Annotated in this window: 18 protein-coding genes; 10 read left to right on the top strand and 8 right to left on the bottom strand. The window is 72.0% G+C overall.

Annotation, left to right across the window (positions count from 1 at the left end; all coding sequences use genetic code 11):
* Positions 1–30: 30 nt before the first annotated feature.
* Genes AB0H12_RS14390 through AB0H12_RS14380 form a run of 3 tightly spaced genes read left to right on the top strand, consistent with a single transcriptional unit; the run spans position 31 to position 3311 of the window.
* Entirely contained in the window at positions 31–1248 is a 1218-nt protein-coding gene (locus tag AB0H12_RS14390; RefSeq protein ID WP_499623362.1) for an MFS transporter, read from the top strand.
* Positions 1232–2461 carry an MFS transporter gene (locus tag AB0H12_RS14385; RefSeq protein ID WP_499623361.1) on the top strand — a complete coding sequence of 410 codons (1230 nt, stop codon included), beginning with the start codon at positions 1232–1234 and terminating at the stop codon, positions 2459–2461. The genes AB0H12_RS14390 and AB0H12_RS14385 overlap by 17 nt, the downstream gene beginning before the upstream one ends.
* Positions 2454–3311: an SMP-30/gluconolactonase/LRE family protein gene (locus AB0H12_RS14380; RefSeq protein ID WP_499623360.1), complete on the top strand. Its 858-nt coding sequence runs from the start codon at positions 2454–2456 to the stop codon at positions 3309–3311. The genes AB0H12_RS14385 and AB0H12_RS14380 overlap by 8 nt, the downstream gene beginning before the upstream one ends.
* Before the next feature lie 461 nt (positions 3312–3772).
* Here AB0H12_RS14380 and dapF read toward each other — a convergent pair whose 3' ends face one another.
* Genes dapF through AB0H12_RS14365 form a run of 3 tightly spaced genes read right to left on the bottom strand, consistent with a single transcriptional unit; the run spans position 3773 to position 6173 of the window.
* Positions 3773–4573, bottom strand: a complete 801-nt coding sequence (dapF, locus tag AB0H12_RS14375) for a diaminopimelate epimerase (RefSeq protein ID WP_499623359.1) — start codon at positions 4571–4573, stop codon at positions 3773–3775.
* A gap of 9 nt (positions 4574–4582) precedes the next feature.
* Positions 4583–5485: a tRNA (adenosine(37)-N6)-dimethylallyltransferase MiaA gene (gene miaA, locus AB0H12_RS14370; protein ID WP_499623358.1), complete on the bottom strand. Its 903-nt coding sequence runs from the start codon at positions 5483–5485 to the stop codon at positions 4583–4585.
* 4 nt (positions 5486–5489) lie between these two features.
* Complete coding sequence (locus AB0H12_RS14365) at positions 5490–6173, bottom strand: class III extradiol ring-cleavage dioxygenase family protein (RefSeq protein WP_499623357.1); 684 nt, start codon at positions 6171–6173, stop codon at positions 5490–5492.
* Between the two features lie 185 nt (positions 6174–6358).
* Between AB0H12_RS14365 and AB0H12_RS14360 the strand changes: the two genes are divergently transcribed.
* Positions 6359–7693 carry a DUF349 domain-containing protein gene (locus tag AB0H12_RS14360; RefSeq protein WP_499623356.1) on the top strand — a complete coding sequence of 445 codons (1335 nt, stop codon included), beginning with the start codon at positions 6359–6361 and terminating at the stop codon, positions 7691–7693.
* Here the strand turns inward: AB0H12_RS14360 and AB0H12_RS14355 are convergent.
* The 3 genes from AB0H12_RS14355 to miaB are packed head-to-tail and all read right to left on the bottom strand — an operon-like array spanning position 7690 to position 10209.
* Positions 7690–8292, bottom strand: a complete 603-nt coding sequence (locus AB0H12_RS14355) for a GNAT family N-acetyltransferase (protein WP_499623355.1) — start codon at positions 8290–8292, stop codon at positions 7690–7692. The genes AB0H12_RS14360 and AB0H12_RS14355 overlap by 4 nt on opposite strands.
* Positions 8253–8729: an Rv2732c family membrane protein gene (locus AB0H12_RS14350; protein WP_499623354.1), complete on the bottom strand. Its 477-nt coding sequence runs from the start codon at positions 8727–8729 to the stop codon at positions 8253–8255. The genes AB0H12_RS14355 and AB0H12_RS14350 overlap by 40 nt, the downstream gene beginning before the upstream one ends.
* Before the next feature lie 10 nt (positions 8730–8739).
* Positions 8740–10209 (bottom strand): tRNA (N6-isopentenyl adenosine(37)-C2)-methylthiotransferase MiaB, encoded by a 1470-nt coding sequence (gene miaB / locus AB0H12_RS14345; protein ID WP_499623353.1) that lies wholly within the window; start codon positions 10207–10209, stop codon positions 8740–8742.
* A 57-nt stretch (positions 10210–10266) separates the two neighbouring features.
* Between miaB and AB0H12_RS14340 the strand changes: the two genes are divergently transcribed.
* Positions 10267–11214, top strand: coding sequence for a TAXI family TRAP transporter solute-binding subunit (locus AB0H12_RS14340; RefSeq protein ID WP_499623352.1), 948 nt, complete (start codon positions 10267–10269; stop codon positions 11212–11214).
* Between the two features lie 260 nt (positions 11215–11474).
* On the top strand, positions 11475–12398 hold the full coding sequence (locus tag AB0H12_RS14335; RefSeq protein WP_499623351.1) for a YVTN family beta-propeller repeat protein: 924 nt from the start codon (positions 11475–11477) through the stop codon (positions 12396–12398).
* Positions 12399–12404: 6 nt separating this feature from the next.
* Here AB0H12_RS14335 and AB0H12_RS14330 read toward each other — a convergent pair whose 3' ends face one another.
* Positions 12405–13784, bottom strand: coding sequence for a sensor histidine kinase (locus tag AB0H12_RS14330; protein WP_499623350.1), 1380 nt, complete (start codon positions 13782–13784; stop codon positions 12405–12407).
* Positions 13785–14456: a response regulator transcription factor gene (locus AB0H12_RS14325; RefSeq protein ID WP_073886595.1), complete on the bottom strand. Its 672-nt coding sequence runs from the start codon at positions 14454–14456 to the stop codon at positions 13785–13787.
* Positions 14457–14618: 162 nt separating this feature from the next.
* Here AB0H12_RS14325 and AB0H12_RS14320 point away from each other — a divergent pair, with 162 nt between their 5' ends.
* The 4 genes from AB0H12_RS14320 to AB0H12_RS14305 all read left to right on the top strand — a co-directional run bounded on the left by AB0H12_RS14320 (position 14619) and on the right by AB0H12_RS14305 (position 17888).
* The gene (locus AB0H12_RS14320) at positions 14619–15347 is read left to right on the top strand and encodes an amino acid ABC transporter ATP-binding protein (RefSeq protein ID WP_230566874.1); all 729 of its coding nucleotides are present in this window, start codon (positions 14619–14621) and stop codon (positions 15345–15347) included.
* A 62-nt stretch (positions 15348–15409) separates the two neighbouring features.
* Positions 15410–16297 carry a glutamate ABC transporter substrate-binding protein gene (locus AB0H12_RS14315; protein WP_499623349.1) on the top strand — a complete coding sequence of 296 codons (888 nt, stop codon included), beginning with the start codon at positions 15410–15412 and terminating at the stop codon, positions 16295–16297.
* A gap of 71 nt (positions 16298–16368) precedes the next feature.
* The gene (locus AB0H12_RS14310; protein WP_498773827.1) at positions 16369–17043 is read left to right on the top strand and encodes an amino acid ABC transporter permease; all 675 of its coding nucleotides are present in this window, start codon (positions 16369–16371) and stop codon (positions 17041–17043) included.
* Entirely contained in the window at positions 17040–17888 is an 849-nt protein-coding gene (locus tag AB0H12_RS14305; RefSeq protein WP_499623348.1) for an amino acid ABC transporter permease, read from the top strand. The genes AB0H12_RS14310 and AB0H12_RS14305 overlap by 4 nt, the downstream gene beginning before the upstream one ends.

The following is a 17888-nucleotide window of genomic DNA, read 5'->3' as shown; positions in this document are numbered from 1 at the left end:
GTTTCCAATCACTCCCGCGACACTTCCGCCGTGTCCCTCTGGTCTCATCGCGACTTCCGCCTGCTGTGGGCAGGCGACACCGTCAGCCAGTTCGGCTCCACGATCGGCCGCACGGTGTTGCCGCTGCTCGCGGTGGGCGCGCTGGCCGCCACGCCGTTCGAGATGGGCGTGCTCTCGGCGGCGGGCACGGCCGCGTTCCTGCTGATCGGGCTGCCCGCCGGGGTCTGGGTGGACCGGCTGAGCCGCCGCCCGGTGATGCTCGTGGCCGACTTCACCCGCGCGTTGTTGCTGCTCTCGGTGCCGGTGGCGTGGTGGCTCGGCGTGCTCACGCTCGCCCACCTCGTCGTGGTCGCCCTGCTGGTCGGTGCGGCCACGGTCATGTTCGACGTCGCCTACCAGTCGTACCTGCCCGCGCTGGTCGGCCGGGAGCAGCTGGTGGAGGGCAACTCGAAGCTGGAGGCCAGCCGGGCCGTGGCGGAGGTGTCGGGCCCGGCCGCCGCCGGCGGGGTGGCGCAGGCGGTCGGCGCGGCCGTCGGCGTGCTGGCCACCGCGGTCGGCTACCTGGTCTCGGCCTTGTTCCTGCTGCGCATCCGCACGGTGGAACCACCGCCCCGGCGGGCGGACAAGCCCGGCCTGGTCCACGAGATCGCCGAGGGCCTGCGGTTCGTCTTCGGGCACCGGTCGCTGCGCGCGATCGTGGGCTGCACGGGCACCGCCAACTTCTTCGGCGGCATGGCGGCGGCGGTGCTGGTGCTGTTCCTGGTGCGCGAGCTGGGCCTGTCCGAGGGCGTGGTCGGCCTGGTGCTCAGCGCGGCGGGCATCGGCGGCGTGCTGGGCGCGCTGACCGTGAACCGGTGGAACGCCCGGTTCGGCCAGACCACGGTGATCTGGCTGTCCGGCCTGGTCACGTGGCCGTTCGGGGCACTCGTCCCGCTCGGCGCGGCGGACTGGCGGATCGTGTTCGTACTCCTCGGGGAGGCGGCGGTGGCGTACGGGGCGACGGTCTACAACATCGCCCAGGTCAGCTACCGGCAGTCGATCTGCCCCGACCACCTGCTGGGCCGGATGAACGCCAGCATCCGGTTCGTGGTGTGGGGCGCGATGCCGCTGGGCGGCCTGGTGGGCGGCGCGCTCGGCGGCGGCATCGGGGTGACGGCGACGTTGGCCGTGGGCATGGGGTGCCAGGCCCTGTCGGTGCTGTGGGTGGTGCTGTCGCCGCTGCGGAGCCGTGGTGCCGTTACCGCGTGACTTCCGGCTGTTCTGGGGCAGCGACGCGGTCAACCAGTTCGGCACGGCCATGTGCACGTTCCTGCTGCCGGTGGTGGCGATCGAGGCCTTGGACGCGTCCGAGTTCCAGATCGGTGCGCTGACCGCCGCCGGCACGGCCGCGTTCCTGGTCATCGGCTTGCCCGTGGGCGTCTTCGTGGACCGGGTGCGCAAACGGCCCCTGCTGGCGTGGAGCACGGCCGGGCGCGCGCTGGTGCTCGCCACGGTGCCGGTCGCGGCGTGGCTGGGCGGCCTCACGTTCACCCACCTGCTGCTCGCGGCGCTGGCGGCGGGCGTGCTGACGGTGTTCTTCGAGGTGGCGTCCCAGGCGTACCTGCCGACGCTGGTGCCGCGTGAGGAGCTGGCGGTCGCGAACGGCAGGCTGGTGTCGACGCAGCAGGTCGCCCGGCTGTCCGGCCGGCCGCTGGGCGGGCTGCTGGTGCCGCTGCTGAGCAGCGCGAACGCCGTGCCGGCGATCACGTTCTCGTTCCTGACCTCGGCGGCGCTGCTGGTCGGCGTCCGCACGGCCGAACCGGTGCCGGTGCCGCGCAAGCGCGCGCTCTGGGCGGACATGGCCGAAGGGCTGCGGTTCGTGTTCGGGCACCCGTTGCTGCGGCCGATCGCGCTGTGCACCACGTGGTTCAACCTGACCAACGGCATGTGGGGCGCGGTCAACGTGCTCTTCCTGGTGCGCGATCTCGGGCTGTCCGCCCCGGCCGCCGCGGTGCTGCTGGGGGTGGGCAGCGTGGGCGGGGCGCTCGCGGGCCTGGTCACCGGGCGGTTGGCGCGGTGGGGCCGGGTGCGGCTGGTGTGGTTGTCGATGGTCGTGACGCAGCCCGCGTGGCTGCTGGTCCCGCTGGCGGAGCCGGGGTGGCGGCTGGGCTTGTTCGCGGTCGGCACCCTGGTCACGTCCGCCGGCGTGATCGTCTACAACGTGTCGCAGGTCAGCCTGCGGCAGGCGTTGTGCCCGGACCGGCTGCTCGGCCGGATGAACGCCAGCGTGCGGTTCCTGAGCTGGGGCGTGATGCCGGTGGGCGCGCTGGCGGGCGGCGCGCTGGCCGAGTGGGTCGGCACGCGGGACACGCTGTGGGTCGCGTCGGCCGGGATGATCCTGTCCGTCCTCCGGGTGGTCTTGTCACCGCTGCGGTCGATGCGCGACCTGCCGGTGATCACTAGCGTCGAACGGCATGGCTGACACCACCGTGCTGCGCGAAGGTCTCCGGTTCGGCGAAGGTCCGCGACAGGGACCGGACGGCCGGCTGTTCTACTCGGACTTCTACGACCACCAGGTCCGCGCCCTCGACCTGGCCTCGGGCGAGGAGGAGGTCGTCTGCGAGGTGCCGGAGCAGCCGTCGGGGTTGGGCTGGCTGCCGGACGGGCGGTTGCTCGTGGTGTCGATGCGGGACCGCAAGGTGCTGCGGCTGGAGCCCGACGGGCTGGTGGAGCACGCCGACCTCGGCGACATCGCCACCTTCCACGCCAACGACATGCTGGTCGACGCGCGGGGTCGCGCCTACGTCGGCAACTTCGGGTTCGACCTGCACGCCGTCCTCGCGTGGGGCGGCGACGCGCCGCTGCTCGAGCCGGACTGGGTCGCGCCCGGCACGCCGCTGGCGCTGGTCGAGCCCGACGGCACGGTCAGCGTGGCCGTCGAGGACATGAAGTTCCCCAACGGCACCGGGTTGCTCCCCGACGGCAGGCTCGTCATCGCCGAGACGCTGGCGTTCGGCCTGACCGCGTTCAGCGTGGCGGATGACGGCTCGCTGTCCGACCGGCAGGTCTTCGCGTCGCTGCGCGAGCACTACATCGCGCCGGACGGCATCGCGGTGGACGCCGACGGCGGCGTGTGGGTCGCGCCCGCGATCCAGCCGTTCGTCTTCCGGGTCGAGGAGGGCGGCGAGATCACCCGGAAGGTGGAGACCAGCCAGCTCTGCTTCGCCGTCGCGATCGTCGAGGACAAGCTGGTCTGCTGCACCGCGCCCAGCTCGCAGCCCGAGGTGGTCTCCGAGGCGCGGCTGGGCAAGCTGGAGGTGTTCGACCTCTAGGCGGCCCACGCCACGGGGCCGTCGGGCCGGATCAGGGCGGTCCGCGCCGCCGCCCACGCGGGTCGGTCGCCGGTCGACGCCACCGGACGTGCTGCACCGCGTCGGGTCGGACGAGGACCTGGGCCGCCGCGCAAGACCCGGTTGCGGGAGCTGATGGCCGACGCGATCGTCGGCGAGGTCGGCCTGGCCGGGTTGCCCGACGACTGGCGGTCACGGGCCGCCGAGCTGGTCAGGAGGCTGCGGCGGGCGATGCCGGCGCACCGGGACGGCGCGGGCGTCGTCGTGGGCGCCTACGCAGCCCGGCACGGTGCGGTTCGCCGAAGCGCCCGCGGTCGGCCCGCTGGGCGGCGCGTCGGGCGACTACCCGGCGTTGCGGGCGGTCGCGGCCGAACTGGCGCCGACCGCGTTCGCCGAGCGGCTGGACCACGGTGTGGCCCTCGTGCTGCGGTCGGTCCGACCGGCTAGAGCGCGTCCCACCAGGCCTGGTCGAGCTCGCCGCGCGCCAGCAGCACGGCCGGGCCGGTGAGCGTGGAGCTCTCCTCCTCGATCACCACGGAGACCTGCCCACCCGGGACGTCCACAGTGGCCTTGCCGGTGCGCCGACCCGCCCCGTACAGCCACGACGCCACCGAGGCCACCGTGCCCGTGCCGCACGACCGGGTCTCGCCGACGCCGCGCTCGTGCACCCTCATCCGGAGGGCGCCCTCGTCCAGCACGTTGATGAACTCGACGTTTACCCCGTGCGGGAACTGCACCGGGTCGTGGCCGGGCGGCAGCTCCAGGTCGAGCTCCGCCACCGGCACCTCGGTCACGCACGCCAGGTGCGGGTTGCCGACGTCCACCGCGACACCGCCGAACGCGCTGCCGCCGACGGTGGCCGTGCCCGTGCCGGTGACCAGCACGCGCCCCATGTCGACGGTCACCGCGCCGTCGGCGTGCACGACGACGTGCCGCTCGCCGGCCCGCGTGCCGATGGTGAACTCGCCCGCCGGCATCAGCTCGGCCTCGACCAGGTACTTCGAGAACACGCGCACCCCGTTGCCGCACATCTCGGCGATCGAGCCGTCGGCGTTGCGGTAGTCCATGAACCACGGGCCGAAGTCGGGCCGGACGACCCGCAGCACGCCGTCCGCGCCCAGGCCGCGTCGCCGGTCGCACAGCGCGCGCACGCGTGACTCGGTCAGGTCCAGCACGCCGTCCGGATCGGGCAGCACGACGAAGTCGTTCTCGGTGCCGTGGCCCTTCAGAAACTCGACTCCCACGGCACCAGGCTACGGTGCGACCAGCTTGAGCACGTCCTCGGCCAGACCTGGCCCACCCGCGTCGAACCACGTCACCCGCCGGTCGCGGCGGAACCAGGACCGCTGCTTGCGGACGAACCGCCGGGTGGCCTGCGCGGTGGCGGCGGCGGCCTCCTCGATCGAGCACTCGCCGTCGAACGCGGCCAGCACCTGCTGGTAGCCCAGCGCGCGGGACGCCGTGCGGCCGTCGCGCAGGCCGCGGGCCTCCAGCGCGCGCACCTCGTCCACCAGGCCAGACCCGAACATCCGCGCCACCCTCGCGTCGACCCGCTCGTCCAGTTCGGACACGTCGCGGTCCAGCCCGACGACCACCGTGCCGTAGCGGGCCGGTCCGGGCTTGGGCAGGGTGGCCGAGAACGGCTGCCCGGTCAGCTCGATGACCTCCAGCGCCCGCACCACCCGGCGGCCGTTGCTCGGCAGGATCGCCAGCGCCGCGGCGGGGTCCAGCTGCGCCAGCCGACCGTGCAGCGTCTCCGACCCGAACACGGCCAGCTCCTGCTCCAGCTGGGTGCGGATCTTCTCGTCCGTGCCGGGGAACACCAGGTCGTCGAGCACCGCCTGCACGTACAGGCCCGAGCCGCCCACCAGCACCGGCGTGCGGCCGTCGGCGAGCAGCCGTTCCACCACGGCCCGCGCCTCGCGCTGGTAGGCGGCGACGGACGCGGTCTCGGTCACGTCGAGCACGTCGAGCAGGTGGTGCGGCACGCCCTGCCGCTCGGCGTCGGTGATCTTGGCCGTGCCGATGTCCATGCCCCGGTAGAGCTGCATCGCGTCGGCGTTGACCACCTCGCCGCCCAGTTCGACGGCCAGCCGCACGGCCAGGTCCGACTTCCCGGTGGCGGTGGGCCCGACGACGGCGATGGGGGTGTTCACGCGCTCAAGCCTCCCAGACCGCCACGTGGTAGCCGACGCCGAAGGGCGCCAGGAACTCCGACCGGGCACACCGCCAAGCGCCCGGCACGCCCGCGGCCACCTGCCACGCCGCCCGGCCGTGCGCGCCCAGCTCGGCCGCCAGCGTCGGGTCGAGGGCGCGCAACGCCGCCGTGTCCGCCGTGGCCAGCGCCTTGCGCACCTCCTCGTCGAACGGCTCGGCCCGCTCGTCCGGCCGCCCGACGGCCAGCTCGCCGTGCCGGTGCGAACCGTCGCCGAGCACCAGCAGCGCGGGTGAGCCGGCCAGCCGCTCGCCCAGGGCGACGCACTCGGTGGTGGACAGGCCGGGCGGCACGAGGTGCACTCGCACGGACCGCGCGCCGACGCGTTCCCGCAGCCAGGCTGCCACCAGCGCGGGCAGCGGCAGCTCGTCCTCCACAGAGGACGCGTCGTCGGACAACGACACCCGCACGTCCACCCCGAAGCCGCGGAACGTCCCCGTCACGTCCTCGACCACCCGCGGCCCGGACGGGTCGACACCGACGGCCACCCAGTCCGGCGCGTGCGCGGCCAGCTCCCGTGCGGCGGCCAGGCACGCCGAGCGCACCGGTTCGGTGTCCCGCGCGGCGTCGGAGACCAGTTCGGGCACCAGCAGCGGGGGGTGCGGCACGACCACGAGGCGCGAGATCATGGCAGTCCACGCTACTCATCGGCCACCACCGGTACCGATGCGAGCCTTGACCTGTTTGAATGCGCGCGAGGTACTGGGCACTCTTAAGGGGCGTCGCGGTACTCGGGTGCTGGGCCCCGTCGTAGGCGGGGCGCCCGTGGTCGGCACGGGCACCACGAAGTGGGCAGGCGAGGAGGAAGCCGGCGATGACGGAGCACGAGACGACACCGGGAACCACTGGCGACAGTGGTGCGGGGGCGGTGGTCGAGGAGACCAGGGTGGAAGCGACGCCGGTCACGGCGGCACCGCCGGTCCCCGTGGCGTCGGACCACCCTGACCGCTGGGGGCGCGTGGACGCGGACGGCACCGTCTACGTCAAGACGGCCGACGGCGAGCGGGTCGTCGGTTCCTGGCAGGCGGGCGAGCCCGCCGAGGGCCTGGCGCACTTCGCGCGCCGGTTCGACGACATCCGCACCGAGGTCGAGCTGCTGGTGACGCGGCTGTCCTCCGGCGCGGGCGACCCCAAGCACGCGCTGACCAGCGCGAAGCACGTCCAGGAGAGCCTGGCCGACGCGGCGGTGGTCGGTGACCTCGCCGCCCTGGCTGCACGGGTCGAGCACGTGCTGGTCCTGGCCGAGAAGGGCCTGGAGGCCGCGAAGGCGGCCAAGGACGAGGCGCGGGCCGCGGCGGGCGCGCGCAAGCAGGAGCTGGTCGAGGAGGCCGAGGCGCTGGCCAACGAGTCCACGCAGTGGAAGGCGGCGGGCGACCGGCTGCGGCAGATCCTGGACGAGTGGAAGACGATCCGGGGCGTCGACCGCAAGACCGACGAGCAGCTGTGGCGGCGCTTCTCCAAAGCGCGTGACGCGTTCAACCGCAGGCGCGGGTCGCACTTCGCCGACCTCGACCGGCAGCGCGGCGTGGCCAAGAACCGCAAGCAGGAGCTGGTCGAGGAGGCCGAGAAGCTCGTCGAGTCCGACGACTGGGGCCCCACGGCCGGCCGGTACAAGGACCTGATGGTCGAGTGGAAGGCCGCCGGGCGTGCGCCCAAGGAGGCCGACGACGCGTTGTGGCAGCGGTTCCGGGCCGCGCAGGACGCGTTCTTCGCCAAGCGCTCCGAGGCGTTCAGCGAGCGTGACGCCGAGTTCGCGGCCAACGCGAAGCTGAAGGAGGAGCTGCTCGCCGAGGCCGAGCGGATCGACCCGTCGCTCGACCTGGAGGCCGCCCGCCAGCAGCTGTACAAGATCCAGGAGCGGTGGGACGCGATCGGCAAGGTGCCGCGCGAGCGGGTCCGCGAGCTGGAGGGCAAGCTCCGCGCGATCGAGGAGCGGGTCCGCGGCGCGGTCGACGCCCAGTGGCGCAAGTCCGACCCTGAGGCCGAGGCCCGCGTGGCGCAGTTCCGCGAGCGCGTGGAGCAGTTCGAGGCCCAGGCCGCGAAGGCGCGCACGGCCGGCGACAAGCGCCGTGCCGAGCAGGCCGAGGCGCAGGCCAAGCAGTGGCGCGAGTGGCTGGCCGCCGCCGAGCAGGCGGTCGCGAGCCGCTAGTGGGCGAGGGGCCCCTTCACCGGCGGTGAGGGGGCCCAGCCCGCGGCGAACAGCAGGTCGGGTCCGTCCTCGCCGGGGCGGTCCAGGTGTTCGGCGCGGGTCAGCCCGGCGTTGACCGCCACCCGCTGCGACGCGGTGTTGGCGGGCCGGACCCTGGCCACGACCGGCAACGCGGGCAGGGTTGCGCGGGACCAGCGCACGACCTCGCGGGCCGCCTCGGAGGCGATGCCCCGCCCCCAAGCGGCCGGGTCGAACCGGTAGAACAGGTTGAGCCCGCGCCGGCCGTCGAGGTCGGTGAGCTTCACGCCGCAGAACCCGAGCGGTCGCCCGGCGCCGATCCGGCGGACCACCCAGTAGCCGAAGCCGAAGCCGCGCCAGTGCTCCAGCCACCGCTCCAGCAGGCCGGCGGCCTCCTCGCGGGTGCGCAGGGCGTCGGACGGGTTGTGCGCGCAGGCCAGCGGGTCGCGGTGGATCTCGTGCACCGCGACCACGTCGTCCGCCACGGGCCGCCGCAACGTGAGCCGCTCGGTGCGCAGCTCCGCGTTGTCGAACCCGGTGATCACTGCATCGGCGGCCGGGAGGCGGCCAGCTTCAGCCACTTCACCAGCAGCACGACCACCGCCACCACGGCCAGGACCAGGCCGGAGCCCGGCCCGGGACCGGGGTGGTGGCCGGTCGTCGTCTGCGTGGTCCAGATCGACAGCACGCCCGCCACCGACGCGGCGAACGACGCCAGCGCGCACGCCCACGCCAACGCCCACCGCCGCAGGGTCAGCGTCAGCGCGGGCAGCAGCACGCCGACGACCACCGCCAGGTAGGCGAACACCTCCGGCAGCCCCTCGGCCGAGCCGAACAGGACGCTCAGGCCCTGCACGCCGTCCACCCAGGGCAGCGCCAGCGACACCAGGATCGCCAGCGCCGCGACGGCGATCGTCAACGCGCCGGCGCCGGGGTCGAAGCGCCGGGCCGCCGAACGGCCGACGCTGTCGATCTCCTCGCGGAGACCGGCCAGGTCGTCCCGGTCGTTCTCGCTCATCGGCACTTCCTCACGGGGTCGAGCACCCGCCGACCGCGGCGGGCAGCGGAGCGGGCTTGCCGAACGACGGCAGGCCCAGCGTCACGCCCGGCGTCCTCGGCTTCACCCCGGCCTCGGACCGGTCACCCGCCTTCGTCCGGCGGTGCGACAGCAGGGGGCCGTCCGCGATCAGGTTGTGCGGCGCGCCGTAGGTCACCACGGTCTCCACCACGTCGCCGGGCCGCACGTGCGCGTCACCGGGCGTGAAGTGCACCAGACGGCCGTCGCGGGCGCGGCCGGTCATCCGGCGCGTCTCGGCGTCCTTGCGGCCCTCGCCGGAAGCGACCAGCAATTCGACCTCGCGGCCGACCTGCTCGCGGTTCAGCTCGTGCGCGACGTTGTTGACCAGCGTGACCAGCCGGTCGTACCGCTCCTGCACGACCTGCTTGGGCAGCTGGTCCGGCAGCTCGGCGGCGGGCGTGCCCGGCCGCTTGGAGTACTGGAACGTGAAGGCCGACGAGAACCGGGCCTCGCGGACGACGTCCAGGGTGGCCTGGAAGTCCTCCTCGGTCTCGCCGGGGAAGCCGACGATGATGTCGGTGGTGATGGCCGCGTCCGGCATGGCCGCGCGCACGTCGTCCAGGATGGACAGGTACTTCGCGGTCCGGTACGAGCGGCGCATCTCCTTGAGCACGCGGTCCGAGCCCGACTGCAGCGGCATGTGCAGCGAGTGGCACACCGCGGGCGTCTCGGCCATCGCGGCGATCACGTCGCCGGTGAAGTCCTTCGGGTGCGGCGAGGTGAACCGGACCCGCTCCAGTCCCTCGATGCCGCCGGTGGCGCGCAGCAGCTTGCCGAACGCGTAGCGGTCGCCGAACTCGACGCCGTAGGAGTTGACGTTCTGCCCGAGCAGCGTCACCTCCAGCACGCCCTCGTCGACCAGCGCCTGCACCTCGGCCAGCACCTCGCCGGGACGGCGGTCCTTCTCCTTGCCGCGCAGCGACGGGACGATGCAGAACGTGCACGTGTTGTTGCAGCCGACGGACACCGACACCCAGCCGGAGTAGGCCGAGTCGCGGCGGGCGGGCAGCGTCGAGGGGAAGGTCTCCAGCGAGTCCAGGATCTCGACCTGGGCCTCGCGGTTGTGCCGGGCGCGTTCGAGCAGCACGGGCAGCGAGCCGATGTTGTGCGTGCCGAAGACCACGTCGACCCACGGCGCGCGCTTGACGATCTCGCCCTGGTCCTTCTGCGCGAGGCAGCCGCCGACGGCGATCTGCATGTCGGGGTTCGCGGACTTGGCGGGCGCGAGGTGGCCGAGCGTGCCGTAGAGCTTGTTGTCGGCGTTCTCCCGCACGGCGCAGGTGTTGAACACCACGACGTCCGGCGCGACGTCGCCTTCGGCGGGCGTGTAGCCCGCGTCCTCCAACATGCCGGCCAGGCGCTCGGAGTCGTGCACGTTCATCTGGCAGCCGAACGTGCGGATCTGGTAACTGCGAGTCACTGCACCTAGTCCTTCCGTCGGGTCCAGCGTAGAGCGTGGACGTGCGACGATGCGCGGGTGTCGGGAACGCTCCTGCGGTTGCACGCGGTCGGGGCCGCATTGGCCCTGGCCACCCTGTCGTTGGCGGCGTGCGGCGACGACCTGGACCAGGTCAAGCTCACCATGGCGGCCGGCAGCCCCGGCGGGGTCTACCACGCGCTGGGCACGGCGCTGGCCGACGCGTGGACCCGCGACCCCGGCATCCCCCGCCCTCAGGTGGCGACCACGGCCGGCTCCGTGGACAACCTCGACCGGTTGCGGGCCAACCAGGCGCAGGTCGGGTTCTCGGCGGCCGACGCGGCGGAGACGAAGCAGCAGGGCGACGTGGGGCACAAGCTGTACGCGCTGGCCCGGATGCACGACGACTACCTCCAGCTGATCGTGCGGGACGACGTGCCGGCCACGAGGCTGGCCGACCTCAAGGGCCTGCGGGTCAGCGTGGGCGCCCGCGATTCCGGCGTGTGGCTGATCGCGCAGCGGCTGCTCAAGGCGGCCGACATGTCGCCCGACGACCTCAAGGTCCAGTACATGGACCTGCGGACCAGCACTGCCGCGATGCTCGACGGTCAGCTGGACGCGTTCTTCTGGTCCGGCGGCGTGCCGACGGACGCGGTCACCAACCTGGCCACGACGCTGAAGCTGCGCATGCTCGACCTGAGCGACGTCCTGCCGAAGCTGCGCCAGACCTACCCGGTGTACGGCTCGGCGACCCTGCCCGCGTCGGCGTACGAGCAGATCGGGGGCGGGCCCGTCGTCACCCTGGTGGTGCGCAACTTCCTCCTGGTCAACGACACGATGTCCGAAGAGGTGGCGGAAGCGCTGGTCAGGGGCCTGTTCCAGGCCCAGCCGGCCCTGGTCGCGGCCAGTCCGGTGGCGAGGTCCATAGAGGTCCGCTCGGCGATCGAGACGACGCCGATCGAATTGCACCCCGGCGCGATGAGGTATTACCGCGACGTAAAAGTTTAGTGCTCGTCTCATCATTCCTACGGTGTAAACGCCATGCGTGGGCGCTCGCCCAAGTCGGGGTCAAGTGCGCGCCGGCGCGGCCGTTTCCGACACTAGGCCGTTAGGGTGGCGATAAGCGCGGGACCAGGGAGGGCTCGTGCTGGATCCCACACCGATACGGAGAGCTCATGTCCGTTGATTCGGTACGCGAGCGTTTTCACGCAGCGTATTCTTCGTTCCTTGTCCGACCGCGATTCCCCCGTTGGGGAGTCGCCGTCGCGGTGCTCGCCGTGGTGGCCGGCACCGGTTTCGACGCCTCACCTAGATGGCCGACCCGCATTCAGGTGTTCGTGGCCAACAGCGGCTCCGACAACGTCACCGTGTACGACACGCGCCTGGGCAAGGTGACGGCCACGATTGGGGTCGGCGACTACCCCGCCGGTGTCGGCGCGCACCCGTCCGGTCACCGCGTCTACGTCACCAACGAGTCGTCCAACAGCGTCTCCGTGATCGACACGCGGTCCCTCGCCGTGGTCGCCACCGTGCCCGTCGGGGCCAACCCCTTCGGCGTCGCGGCCACACCCACCCACGCCTACGTGACGAACTTCGGCTCCCACGACGTCACGGTCATCGACACGGCGACGAACGCGCCGGTGAAGACCATCCCGGTGGGGCGGTTCCCGCACAGCGCGGTCGCCCACCCCGACGGCTCCCGCGTGTACGTGACCAACAACGGCGGCGACAGCGTCACGGTCATCGACACGAGCTCGCAGGCGGTCGTCGGCACCATCCCGGTCGGCGTCTTCCCGTCGGGCATCGCCATCGCGTTCGACGGCTCGCGGCTCTACGTGGCCAACACCGGCGACGACACGGTGACCGTCATCGACACCGCCGGGAACAACCCCGTCAGGACCACCAAGGTCGGGAACGCGCCCCTCGGCGTCTCCGTCACCCCCGGTGGCCGGGTCCACGTCGCCAACACCGGCTCCAACACGGTCAGCATCCTCGGGCCCACCGGCGCACCCCTCGACGAGGTCAAGGTCCAACGCATGCCCGAGGGCTCCGCGGCGGCGCCCGACGACAGCTTCGTCTACATCACCAACACGGGCTCCGGCACGGTGTCGGTCATCGACGCCAAGAGCGGCAAGCCCGCCGCCCCGTTCGCCGTGGGCAAGCGACCCGAAGGCGTGGCGGTCACGTCCTGACCGGGGTCAGGCCGCGGGGAACTCGACGGTCACCCGCAGGCCCCCGCCCTCCGGCGACTCCAACCGCACGGTCCCGTCCACCCGTTCCACGATCTGCCGCACGAGTGCCAGGCCGAGGCCGGAGCCCTGCACGTTCTGGTGCGCCGGGCTGCGCCAGAACCGGTCCGTGGCGCGATCCAGCTCCTCCGGCGCGAGGCCGGGGCCCTCGTCCTGCACCGACAGCCGCACCACGCCGTCCTGCCGGCGCACGTCGACGCGCACCAGGGTGCCGTCGGAGGTGAACTTCAGCGCGTTGTCCAGCAGTGCGTCCAGCACGGTCTCCACCCCGCGTGGAGGCACGAGGGCCCGGCCGCCCGGCTCGCCGTCGAGCACCAGGTGCACCTCGCGCGCCGCGGCGGCGGGCTGCCACGCCGACAGCCGGCCGGCCACCGCCCGGTCCACGTCCACCGGCACGGGGTCGACCGACTGCGCGCCCGCCCGCGCCATGGACAGCAGCTCGTCGAGGATCCGGTTGAGCCGGTTGGCCTCGTCCAGCGCCGCCGCCTGGTGCGCGGCGCCCTCGCCGACCACGTGGTCCTCCAAATTGGACAGACGCAGCTTCAACGCGGTCAGCGGGTTGCGCAGCTGGTGCGAGGCGTCCGCGACGAACGCGCGCTGCGCCGCCAGCACGTCGCTCACGTTCGCCGCCATCTGGTCGAACGACCGCGACAGCTGCCGCAGCTCCGGCGGGCCGTCCGACGAGCCGACCGGCTGCACGGGCTGCCCGGACACCACCGCCGCGAGCAGCCGCCCGGTCGCGTCGTCCAACCTCCGCACGGGCCGCAACGTCCACCGGACCAGCGGCAACGCCACGAACACGCCGAGCACGAGGACCAGCGTGCTCCCGCCGAGCAGCACCGACCACCACAGCAGGACCTCGCCCCGCGTCTTCGACGTCGGCGAGAACGTCACCACCGCGCCGCGGACCTCGCCCGCCTCCAGCACCGGCTCGGCCAGCACCAGCTCGGTCGACTCCCAGGGCATGACCAGCGCCGGCGCGCTCGGCTGGCGGCCGGCCAGCGCGGCGTGCACCAGGTCCGCCACCTCGGGCGCGGACACGTCCACGTCGTCCGAGGACGCCGCCACCACCTGCCCGTCCCGCCCGAGCAGGGCGACCCGGATGCCGTACAGCTCGTAGTAGCGGCGCAGCTCGGGCTTGAGCACCTCGGGCTGGTCGTCGATGAACGGCCGCTGCGCCACGGACGCGAACCGGGTGGTGTCGGTGAGCCGGTCCAGGAACATCTCCTGCTGCTCGGCCTGCGCCATGCCGCGGCCGAGGGGGACGCCCAGGCCGAGGAGCACCAGCACGACCAGCGTCAACACGATGCCCAGCAGCCGCGACCGCACTCAGCCCCCGCTCAACCGGTACCCGACACCGCGCACCGTCTCCAACAAGGAAGGACGCCCGAGCTTGGTCCGCAACGTCGCCACGTGCACGTCCAGGGTCCGGTTGGCCCCCGCCCAGGTGCGTCCCCACACCTCGGCCAGGATGCGCTCCCGGGTGCAGACCGCGCCACCCGCCGCCACCACCAGCGCCAACACCTGGAACTCCTTGCGCGACAGCGCCACGGGTTCACCCGCCACGGTGACCTCGTGGCGGCCGAGGTCGACCCGCACGTCGGCGACCTCGAACACCTCGGTGCCGGTGCCGCCGACGCCGACCGGGTCGCCGCGCCGCCGCCGCACCGCGTGCACGCGGGCCACCAGCTCGCCCACGTCGTAGGGCTTGACCAGGTAGTCGTCCGCCCCGGCGTGCAGGCCGAGGATCCGGTCGTCGATCTCGCCGCGGGCCGACACGACGATGATCGCGACGTCACTCGCCGCACGGATGTGCCGGCAGAGCGTGACACCGTCCACATCGGGCAGGCCGAGGTCGAGCAGCACCACGTCGACGCCGGTCAGCCGATCGAGCGTCCCCCGACCGGTGGCCTGCCGGTCTACCGTGAAACCGCGTCGGGTCAGCGCCGGCACCAGCGCTTCCGCCACGCGGTCGTCGTCCTCGACCAACAGCACCCGCACCGTGGAGCCTCCCCGATAAGTGTCGCCACCCTGTGACAGAGTTGAGACCCTAAGTCTTGCTCAACCGCCTGGACTGGTGTGGTGATTCACACCTAGGTTTCCGCCATCGCTCAGGAACCCCCTACTGGAGGACTGATGACCGCCGCCACTCCTGCACCGCCGATGATCCGGATGGCGGGCGTGGACAAGTTCTTCGGACCTCTGCACGTCCTCAAGGGCGTCACGCTGGAGGTGCCGAAGGGGCAGGTCGTCGTCGTGCTCGGGCCGTCCGGTTCGGGCAAGTCCACGCTGTGCCGCACGATCAACCGGCTCGAGCCGATCGAGTCCGGCGTCATCGAGGTGGACGGCCAGGCGCTGCCCGCCGAGGGCAAGGAACTCGCCCGGTTGCGCGCCGATGTCGGCATGGTGTTCCAGTCGTTCAACCTGTTCGCCCACAAGAGCATCGTCGACAACGTGATGCTCGCGCCGGTGAAGGTCCGCAAGACCCCGGCGGCCGAGGCCCGCAAGACGGCCATGGAGCTGCTGGAGCGGGTCGGCATCGCGAACCAGGCGGAGAAGTACCCCGCCCAGCTCTCGGGCGGGCAGCAGCAGCGCGCGGCGATCGCCCGCGCCCTGGCGATGCGGCCCAAGGTGATGCTGTTCGACGAGCCGACCTCCGCGCTGGACCCCGAGATGGTCCAGGAGGTGCTGGACGTGATGACGACGCTGGCCAAGGAGGGCATGACCATGCTCGTGGTGACCCACGAGATGGGCTTCGCCCGCAAGGCCGCGGACCGCGTCATCTTCATGTCCGACGGCGAGGTCGTCGAGGACTCGACGCCGGAGTCGTTCTTCTCCGCGCCGAAGTCCAACCGCGCGAAGGACTTCCTTGGCAAGATCCTGACCCACTGAAGTCCCACGAACGCGGCGCTGAGCCTGGCGCCGCACTACCGAAGAAGAGCAGGAGAAGGACGATGAGGGTTCGCACCCTTGCGGTGGCGCTGCTGGCCGGCGGCCTCGCCCTGACCGCATGCGGCAAGGAGGGTGGCCCTGCCGACACGGGCACGGCCCCCTCCCAGCAGGTCGCCGCCGACGTGAAGGTCGACGGCTCGCCGACCTTCGACAAGATCAAGGCCCGTGGCCGCGTCATCGTCGGTGTCAAGGAGGACCAGCCCGGTCTGGGTTACAAGGACCCGACCAGCGGCAAGTTCACCGGCTTCGACATCGAGATCGCGAAGCTGGTCGCCGCCAAGCTCGGCTACGGCGACGACAAGATCGACTACAAGGCCATCCCGTCGGCCGGTCGCGAGCAGGCGCTGATCAACGGTGACGTGGACTACTACGTCGGCACCTACACGATCAACGCCAAGCGCAAGGAGCAGGTCGGGTTCGCCGGCCCGTACTTCACCGCCGGGCAGGACCTGCTGGTGAAGAAGGACGACAACACGATCACCGGCCCCGAGACGCTCAAGGGCAAGAAGGTCTGCTCGGTGACCGGCTCCACGCCGATCCAGAAGGTCAAGTCCGAGGGCCTGACCGAGCCGGAGAACATCGTCGAGCTCCAGACCTACTCGCTGTGCGTCGAGCAGCTGGAGCAGGGCGCGGTCGACGCCGTCACCACCGACGACGCGATCCTCAAGGGCTACGCCTCGCAGTCGCCGACCACGCTGAAGGTCGTCGGCAAGACCTTCTCGAACGAGCCGTACGGCATCGGCCTCCCCAAGGAGGACAAGGCCCTGCGCACGAAGGTCAACGACATCCTGGACGAGGCCATCAACGGCGGCGCCTGGCAGGCGGCCTACGACGCCACCCTGGGCCAGTCGGGCTCGTCCGCCGACAAGCCCGTGATCGAACGCTACTGATCTCGTTCCCGCGGCCGGTCGTCGGTGTTCCGGCGACCGGCCGCACCACACCCACCTAGCCGAGGAAGCCGATGGACGTCCTGCTCGACAACCTCGACCTGTACGGGCCCGGGTTCCTCAACACCGTCGAGCTGTTCCTGATCTCCGCGGTCGGGTCGCTGGTGTTGGGGACGATCCTGGCGATGCTGCGGGTCGCACCGGTCCCCGTGCTGCGGGCCATGGGCACCGCCTACGTGACGATCGTCCGCAACACCCCGCTCACGCTGGTGTTCTTCTTCTTCGCCTTCGCGTTCCCGCTGCTCAAGATCGTGACCGCGGACACGTTCGGCGGGTCGGCGGCCAGCTTCTACTTCAGCGCCGCCCTCACCGCGCTGATCCTCTACACGGCGGCGTTCGTGTGCGAGGTCGTGCGGGCCGGCATCAACACCGTCCCGGTCGGCCAGGCGGAGGCCTCGCGCGCGCTCGGCCTGACGTTCGGCCAGATGCTCGGTTCCGTGGTGCTGCCGCAGGCGACCCGCGCGGTCGTGCCGCCGATGATGAGCACGATGATCGCCCTGCTGAAGAACACCACCATCGCGGCGGGCTTCTCGGTGTTCCAGGCGGGCTCCATCAGCGCCAACCTGTCCGAGCGCGGCGAGAACCAGCTGTTCGGCCTGCTCTGGGTCGCCGGGTTCTTCGTGGTGCTCGTGATCCCCATGACCCTGCTGCAACGCAGCCTTGAGAAGCGGTGGAGCATCGCCCGATGAGCTCGGTCCTGTTCGACGTCCCCGGGCCGCGGGCCCGGCTGCGCCACCGCCTCTACGCGGTGATCGGCACCCTCGTGCTGCTCGCGGGCATCGGCTTCGTGATCTACCGGTTCGCCGAGAGCGGCCAGTTCGAAGGCCGGAAGTGGTCCTGGCTCGAGTACAAGAACATCCAGCTGACCCTGGTCGACGCGTTGCTGAACACGCTCAAGGCGTTCGGCCTCGGCGCGGTGTTCGCCCTCGTCTTCGGCGCGGTCTTCGCCGCCGGCCAGCTCTCCGACCACAAGGTCATCCGCGTGCCGTCGATGCTGGTCGTCGAGCTGTTCCGCGCGGTGCCGCTGGTCGTGCTGATCTTCGTCTTCCACTACGGCGTGTCCCTCGGTCCGCCGCTGTACTCGGTGGTGCTCGGCCTGACGCTCTACAACGGCTCGGTGCTGGCCGAGGTGTTCCGCGCGGGCGTGCTGTCGCTGCCGCGCGGGCAGAGCGAGGCGGCCTACGCGGTGGGCATGCGCAAGACGCAGGTGATGAGGCACGTGCTGCTGCCCCAGGCCGTGCGGGCGATGCTGCCGGCGATCATCAGCCAGCTGGTCGTGCTGCTCAAGGACACCGCGCTCGGCTTCCTCATCACCTACGACGAGCTGCTGGACTTCGCGCGCGACATCGGCAGCCAGTTCCAGTTCGGCCGGCCGCTGGTGCCCGTCACCATCGTGGTGGCCGCGATCTACATCTCCATGTGCCTGCTGCTGACGTGGCTCGCGACGTACCTGGAGAAGCGCAGCCGGCGTGACAAGAAGGTCATCGAGCTGGAGAAGAAGCCGGCCGAGGACGTCGTCGCGGCGGCGGTCTGA

Source organism: Actinosynnema sp. NPDC023794 (assembly GCF_040639675.1).
Lineage (GTDB): Bacteria > Actinomycetota > Actinomycetes > Mycobacteriales > Pseudonocardiaceae > Actinosynnema > Actinosynnema luteola.
The sequence above is the reverse complement of the archived record's forward strand: the minus strand, read 5'-3'. Positions and strand labels throughout refer to the sequence as shown.